7 protein-coding genes are annotated in these 7,381 nt (G+C 59.6%); 3 read left to right on the forward strand and 4 right to left on the reverse strand.

The window, feature by feature from the left end; translation table 11 throughout:
* The first annotated feature begins 444 nt into the window (after window positions 1–444).
* Window positions 445–1,077, forward strand: coding sequence for a response regulator transcription factor (locus tag TM5383_RS02885; RefSeq protein WP_058317550.1), 633 nt, complete (start codon window positions 445–447; stop codon window positions 1,075–1,077).
* A gap of 153 nt (window positions 1,078–1,230) precedes the next feature.
* Here the strand turns inward: TM5383_RS02885 and TM5383_RS02890 are convergent, their stop codons facing one another.
* Genes TM5383_RS02890 through flhA form a run of 3 tightly spaced genes read right to left on the reverse strand, consistent with a single transcriptional unit; the run spans window position 1,231 to window position 5,623 of the window.
* A complete protein-coding gene (locus tag TM5383_RS02890; RefSeq protein WP_058317551.1) occupies window positions 1,231–1,944 on the reverse strand; it encodes a sigma-70 family RNA polymerase sigma factor in 714 nt (237 codons plus the stop codon).
* Between the two features lie 20 nt (window positions 1,945–1,964).
* Window positions 1,965–3,476 (reverse strand): hypothetical protein, encoded by a 1,512-nt coding sequence (locus tag TM5383_RS02895; protein WP_058317552.1) that lies wholly within the window; start codon window positions 3,474–3,476, stop codon window positions 1,965–1,967.
* Between the two features lie 11 nt (window positions 3,477–3,487).
* Complete coding sequence (gene flhA, locus TM5383_RS02900; protein ID WP_058317553.1) at window positions 3,488–5,623, reverse strand: flagellar biosynthesis protein FlhA; 2,136 nt, start codon at window positions 5,621–5,623, stop codon at window positions 3,488–3,490.
* A gap of 250 nt (window positions 5,624–5,873) precedes the next feature.
* On the opposite strand from flhA, the gene TM5383_RS02905 reads away from it, so the two are divergent.
* Both TM5383_RS02905 and TM5383_RS02910 read left to right on the forward strand, forming a co-directional pair.
* Window positions 5,874–6,458 (forward strand): LPP20 family lipoprotein, encoded by a 585-nt coding sequence (locus TM5383_RS02905; RefSeq protein ID WP_058317554.1) that lies wholly within the window; start codon window positions 5,874–5,876, stop codon window positions 6,456–6,458.
* Between the two features lie 41 nt (window positions 6,459–6,499).
* The gene (locus TM5383_RS02910) at window positions 6,500–6,973 is read left to right on the forward strand and encodes a flagellar assembly protein T N-terminal domain-containing protein (protein WP_058317555.1); all 474 of its coding nucleotides are present in this window, start codon (window positions 6,500–6,502) and stop codon (window positions 6,971–6,973) included.
* A gap of 121 nt (window positions 6,974–7,094) precedes the next feature.
* Here the strand turns inward: TM5383_RS02910 and TM5383_RS02915 are convergent.
* Window positions 7,095–7,381 (reverse strand): ATP-binding protein (locus tag TM5383_RS02915; protein ID WP_197407353.1); only part of this gene is annotated, 287 nt, incomplete at its 5' end.

A 7,381-nucleotide genomic window follows, 5' to 3' on the forward strand; every position in this document is an offset into this window, starting at 1 on the left:
GGACTTCCCAGAGCGAAACTCAAGCCGCGCCACGAAGCAATATCATAGCATCCTTGGACGAAATGCGACCTTAATCCAAGTAAAATCAAGAAATTTACTGATCAATTCACTAGCACCAAAGACGGAAAGACACCGCCCCACACGATACATCAACCAGCAAACATCAGGATTTACAGCCTTCGATCACAGATACAGCTTTGATCGGGGTCGCGATATGTCCAGCGTTGTGCCCTTAAGCTTTGAGGTAACGCTCAAGCGGTCACCTCACAATCCGCCATTCCGTCTAGGCCTACCAACTAAAGTATGGGTTTTCTGCGCTTGTTGCTTGTCCTAGGCGCGCCTTGTTGTTCTAATCGAAATTAAGGCTTAAGAAATATCTCCTTTGGTCGTCTTAAAAGCTGAGTAACCAGTAAATAGACATCCGAAGGTAAAAGAGGGACCAACATGACCGACACCAGCGGCAAGATCCGCGTTCTGATCGCGGATGACCACGGCATGATCTTGGACGTACTGTCCATGTTCTTGGGCACGCAGCCCGATATGCACGTCACCACAACCACAGATCTAGACGGTGCGCTGTCGGCGATTACTAGCAATGGTGGTTATGACGTCGTTCTGCTTGACTACAACATGCCCGGCATGAACGGCACGCAGGGCCTGACCCGCGCCATTCAGCTGAACAAAAAGAACCCGGTCGCGATCCTGACCGGCACCCCCACGAAACGCATTCTGGATGAATCGCTGGCCAAAGGCGCCGCAGGCCTGGTGCCCAAAACCATGCCTGCCAAGAGCCTCGCCATCGCGATTCGCTTTATGCATGTAGGCGAAACCTATGTTCCCCTGGATCTGATGCGCGAAGAAGCGGCAGAGGCAGGCGAAGGCGTCGGCAAGCTGAGCGCGCGTGAGAAAACCGTTCTGGAATGTCTTGGTGAAGGCAAACAGAACGAAGAAATCGCCAACTCGCTGCAGCTGTCCGAGGCGACAATCAAAATGCACGTCAAATCTATCTGTAAGAAGCTGGGCGCAAACAACCGGACCCATGCAGTGATCACCGCCCGCGATCAGGGCCTGCTGTAAGCCCCCTCCTTTATCAACGGATTTCTAAAGGCCGCGTTTCCATAGGAGCGCGGCCTTTTTACGTGCATGAGTTCTGCGTGTGAGCGCATCGCCCCTCTCACAAAGAAAACGGCCCCCGAAGGGACCGCGCACTCATTACCAAAAACCTGTCGATCAGAAGGATCCCTTCATCCGGTCGCGCAACCGACCGATCGCGGCCTTCTTGATCTGCGACACCCGCCCTGTAGTCACACCGATAATGGCGGCGACCTCGTAGATGTTCATCTCTTCCACGTAATACAGCTGCAGCACCAAGGCCTCACGCTCGGGCAATTCTGACACTGCCTGACGCATGATCGCGCGGATCTGCTGGTGTTGGGTCGCATCTTCGGGGCTGACAGTATTGTCCTCAAACAGCGAAGAGTGATCGGAATAGACCTCATCCAGTGATTGCGTTTTGTTGGCCTGAAACCGCGCCACCCAGGATTGGTAATCCTCCAGCGTCATGTCCAGTTCGGCGGCCATCTCTTCGGGCGTTGGATCACGTTGCAGACGTTGGGCCAGTTCGCGCTCTGCGGCGCGCGCCTTTTGCTGCATCGAAATGGTGCTACGGCACAGATTCGAATTGCGCCTGAGCAGGTCGACAATCGCCCCCCGCACACGGATCGCGGCATAGGCCGAAAAGCTGACGCCCTCCTGCGGTGTATAGCGACGCGCCGCATCAATCAGGCCCAGATAGCCCGCCTGAAGGAGGTCGTCGATTTCAGCAAATTGTCCGACCCGCCCCATGAAGTGCCAGGCCAGCTTGCGAACGAGCGGCATATGCTCTTTCACCAGCGTGTCCGGGTCCTTCTTGGTCTGGGCGGCGTAACCCTTTTGCGCAATCATTACCGTTCCTCACTCAACTCTTACTGCACCGGCAGCGCAGCGCTGCCGTGCATTTCTGCTGCTTTGGCTGCAAAGGCAGCTTCTGCAGGGGTGACGGGTTCTGCCTCCATCTGGTCGCGCACCCAAGCACGCATCCAGTCAGACACAATCACCTCATCCGCCTGTGTCAGGTTGTCGAGGACATCCTCGCCATCACTGGTCCAGGCCACTTGCTTATTAAATTGCAAAAGACATGCCAGCAGTGGGGCAGACACCGGGGCATATGCATTCGCCGCCATGAAAATCTGCACGTCACAACCAGCCCAAGGCGTCAGCATGTTGGCCGCCAGATCGCGACTGAATACGCTGGGCAACACGAAAAGGCCGTCGCCACCTTCGGCAATAAATTCATCTGCATAGCCACGCGCGATCTCTGGATTGTCCGGCAGGATCACGATCTGCGCGCCCTCGCCCGGCTCTGGCAGCAGGCGACCGACTTTTTCGTCCACCAACATCACGTTAAGGCCCAGCAATTCCGCCTTGGAGGCCAGAAAGGCCGCATCGGCGCGGGCCTCTTGGCCCATCACATAAAAGGACGGCTTTGCCTCGCCAGCATCGAGTTTGCGGATCGCAACGCGCATGGCGACCAGCGCCTTCTGGCGCATATCAGGACCAGCCACAAAGAACCGGCTTACGCCCAGCGGATCAGTGGCACGTTCCGGCAGCAGACTGGACACAATCGCCTGCGTCAGGCCGATCAAATGGCCCGAGCGATCAAAATGGCGCAGATCTTCACACAGGGCGCTGACAACATTTTGCGGCAGCACAGGCGTCGGGATGTCAAAACCGCCCAACCCCACAACGCGTGGTGCATATTCCAGACCGTCATCAGGCACAGGCGCGGCCGAAACCGGTTTAGCTTTTGTCGCCTCGGCGGCAACGACCCCAGACAGACGAGGCTGCACAGCAGCTTTGCTGTGTTGCGCGGTTGTTTTAGGGGCCACTTCCTCAGCGGCTTTCGGGGCAGGTTTGACCCCAGCCTTGGCGCTGTATTTTGCCGCGCTCTTCTGGGCGGCTTCATCCTTGGCCTTTTCCAGACGCTCGGCAGCGCTGGCGGCTTTCTTGGCGGCGGCGCGTTCGGTGATCGCCTTTACTGCGGCGGCATCGGGCGACAGTTCGGCGGCAACACCGTCTTCTTCCAGACGGCGTTTCAGCAACGCCTCAAACGTCGCCGAGGAGGTCATCCCAACGGGAGAGTTTGCCGCAACATCCGCGGGTTTCTGCACCGGCGCGGCGGCCTCTTTTTCTTCAACAGGTGCGGTCCCTTGCGACACAGCGAAAGGCGACGCTTTCAGCGCCTTTTTCAGGCGGTCTGCCAGCGCGGGCTTATCTGCATCTGCGGTGTCCCGCTCGCCCTCGATCATGGCGACAATTTCGAACTGACCGTCTTTGCGCGACGACGACAGGATCAGCGCATCTGGACCCAACCGGCGGGCAACTTCATCCATGGCTTGGGCACTGTCTGCGGCGCGAATGGTGATGGATTTGCTCATGCGATCTACTCCTACTGATCCATGTTCGGTACGGCGTCATGGCCACCAATGGTGCTGACAACCTCGATGCGGCGGCCCTCGGGCAGCTCGTCCAGACCCAGCACAACAGTGTCGAGCCCGTGCATACGGATGAAACCTGCCAGGGCACGGCGCAGGCCCGTGGCGACGATGATGATGGGGTGGCGACCTTCGCCGGTCAGCTGTTCGCCGATCTCGGTCAGGCCGTTCACGATTTTCTCTGCCAGCGCGTTGTCCAGCATCAAGGCGGTGCCGCCCTGCGGGATCGAGCGCACCAGCATCTGTTCCAGATCCGGGCTGAGCGTGATCAGCGGCAGCGGCTGGCTGAGCGGCACAATCTGTTGCAGCATCTGCGGCACCAGCGACGGACGCAGGCGTTCGGCCATATCCATCGGCGCCAGACCAAGGGCAGAGATATCGGCCATACCTTCCAGAATGCGGCGCAGATCGCCCACCGGAATACGTTCCATCAGCAGGAAGCGCAGGACCGAGGTCAGCACATGCAGCGGCACCAGTTTCGGCACCACGGTGTCCACCAAGGTCGGGCTGGTCTGCTCCAGAATGTTCAGCAGGGTCTGCACATCATCCGGGCCGATCAGCTTATCCGCGTGGGAATACAGCAACTGGCTAAGGTGGGTGGCGATCACCGCTTCGGGTTCGACCACGACGTAATCATCCGCCTCTGCCTCGGCCTGCTGATGGGGCTGGATCCAGACCGCATCCATGCCAAAGCTGGGATCGGTGCATTCAATGCCCTTCAACTTGCGGCGCGACATGCCGCCGGGCAGCGCCAGTTTGCGGTCAGGATAAACCGCATCCTCACCCACAATCGCCTGACCAATGCGCAAACGGTATTGGTTTGCCTCTAGGTTCAGGTCATCACGAATACGCACACCCGGCACCACAAAGCCCATGGCCCGCGACGCATCACGGCGCACACCAGTGACGGAGGAGACCAGCGGGCTGGCCTCACCGCCATCAATCAGCGGGATCAGGCCGTAGCCGATCTGGATCGACACCGGCGCATAGTCGGTGATGTCATCAGCGGTGATGGTGGCCGAGGGTTTATCCGCCTCTTCCTTCTGCTTCTGCTGGGCTTGCTGCTCTTCAACTTCGGCGGTTTCCGCCTGACGCTCATCGCGCACCTTGGAGAAGTATGCCGCCCCAGCCGCCGCAGCCGCTGCCAGCAGGAAAATCAGGTTCGGCATGCCCGGCACCAGACCAAGGATCGCCATCACAGCCGCCACAGGGATCCAGGCGCGGCTGATGTTCATCTGTTCGCCAATATGGGCGGCCATGTCTTGGGTCGAGCTGACGCGGGTCACGATAATCGCGGTCGCGATGGACAACAGCAGCGACGGGATCTGTGCAACCAGACCGTCACCGATGGACAAGAGCACATAGGCCTCAGTCGCGGCGCCAACGGCCATGCCGTATTGCGCAACGCCAATGACGATACCGCCCAAAATGTTGGCCGCCAGAATAAGGATACCAGCAACCGCGTCGCCTTTTACGAATTTCGACGCACCATCCATGGCACCGTAAAAATCCGCCTCGGACGCCACTTCGGCGCGGCGGTCGCGGGCTTCATCGTTTGTTAGGATACCAGCGTTAAGGTCAGCGTCGATCGCCATTTGTTTACCGGGCAATGCGTCCAGTGTGAAACGCGCCGAAACCTCAGATACACGGCCTGCACCTTTGGTGATCACCACAAGGTTGATGATCATCAGGATCGCAAACACCACGATACCAACGGCGAAGTTGCCGCCGATCACGAAATTGCCGAACGCCTCGATCACCTTACCGGCGGCACCCGCGCCATTGTGGCCTTCGGTCAATACGATACGGGTAGAGGCCACGTTCAACGCCAACCGCAGCACGGTGGCGATCAGCAACACACTCGGGAAGGAGGAGAAATCCATCGGACGGTAGCTGTGCAGCGATACCATCAGAACCAACAGCGCCAGCAGGATGTTGAACACAAAGAAGATGTCCAGCAGCGCCACCGGCAGTGGCAACACCATCATCGCCACCACAGCCAGAATGCCGAACGGCAGGGTCATACCCCCCAACTGCCCCAGCATTTGCTGGGCGCCACCAGTACCGGAATTGGCGTTTGTTACTGCCATATTATCGCGCCACCTTGATCTGCACTCTGCTGTCTGCCCGCTGGATATGACGGGCCCATTCGGGGAAAAATGTGCAAACGCCGTGCCATAATGCGCGAGTGCGTCAGGTTTATTTTGGCGCTGCGATCACGCGCGTGGAGCGGGGCGCGCGGAACGGTGTGCTGCCGTCGCAGCGCAGGTTTGGCACAGGCTTTGCACAGTTCAGGGCAAAACAACGATGTTTTCTCAGATGCTGAACGGAGATCCCGCTATGACGCGCCCATCCAAGCCCCTGCCCCCTTTGGGGAAAGTTCTGACGCTCAGCGTGATGTCGCTGGGTATGGCTCTGTCTGCCTGTGTTAAAATGCCAATGCGCGCGGTGCAGGCCCTGCCGTCCAATCCCGCGCCAGAAACCGCCGCTTTGGCGGTGACCAAGGACAATCTTGATGCACTGTCGACAGGCAAACAGCCCTCGATGGCCAGTATGGCGGCACAAAAGGCGCTAGGTCAGGCGGTGCCGGAACCGGTGCAGATCACTGGCGTCGGCTATAGCCAGATCGGCGCGCAGCCAGGCAAAACGCTGAACGAACGCCGCCTGATGGCCATGCGTGCCGCCCGGATGGAGGCGATGCGCGACCTGACCGAGCAGGTCCACGGGCTACAACTCACCAGCGACACCACCCTGCGCGACAACGTGATCCGCTCGGACAATCTGCGTGGTGTGGTGGCCGGCGAAATCCGCGGCGCCAAGACCCTGCGCATCGTGCCCAAAGGCAACGACAGTTATCAGGTCATTCTGGCGCTGGATCCGTCGACCGTCGCCTACATCCTGCGCGCAGCGCGCGGACAAGTGTGATCACACCGCTCCTTTGACACCCTTCGCACCCGAGGTCCAACATGTCCCGATCGCCCACCCTGCGCCCTACCCTGACGGCCGCGCTGACCGCGTTGAGCCTGCTGGCCCTACCAATGGCTGCGCCCGCACCTGCCGTTGCTGCGGGTCAGGCGGCGATGGAACAGGACGCGCTGTGGGTTGATGTGATCGGTCATGCGGTGGCCAAAAACAGCAAAGACAAACCCGCTGCACGTCGGCGCGCGCTTGCCGATGCGTTGATCGCCGCCGGCATGGCTGGTGGGGTGCAAATGAAGAGCCACACCGTTATGGACAAAGGCCGCATCATGCGGGATTTCACCATGATGCGGGCGGCTGGCAGCGTGCTGCGCTACGATCGCGCTGGCGAACACTGGAACGGCAACACGGTAGAAGTTCACCTGCGCGCCTTGGTTGCGCCGCTGCATGGCACCGCCTGCGGCAGCCGTCGCAACATTGTGCTGGTGGCAATGGCGCCGGAGATGTCAACGGCGGAGTAAAATTCGGCCATTGTGGCGGAGCAAAAGTCGGCCATTTTGGGGCGAGCGCCTTGGAGCGTGCGGCCCTCATATAGCAAGCCCGGTCCAAGGCGCATTGGCCGTCAGGCCAATTCTGTGAGGTTCATTTGTTAGCGGCGGCGAGGCGGGCGCGGCTTTGATTGAGGCGGTAGCTTTCGCCGTTCATCTCGAGGATGTTGACGTGGTGTGTCAGCCGGTCCAGCAGCGCGCCGGTCAGGCGTTCGGTGCCGAAGGTTTCGGTCCACTCCTCGAAGGGCAGGTTGCTTGTGATCAGGGTCGACCCTCGCTCGTAGCGCTGTGAGATCAGCTCGAACAGAAGCTCGGCGCCGGTTTTGCTCAAGGGGACGAATCCCAGCTCGTCGATGGTCAGCAGTTTGACCTTGGCGAGGT

Source organism: Thalassovita mediterranea (assembly GCF_001458435.1).
Lineage (GTDB): Bacteria > Pseudomonadota > Alphaproteobacteria > Rhodobacterales > Rhodobacteraceae > Thalassobius > Thalassobius mediterraneus.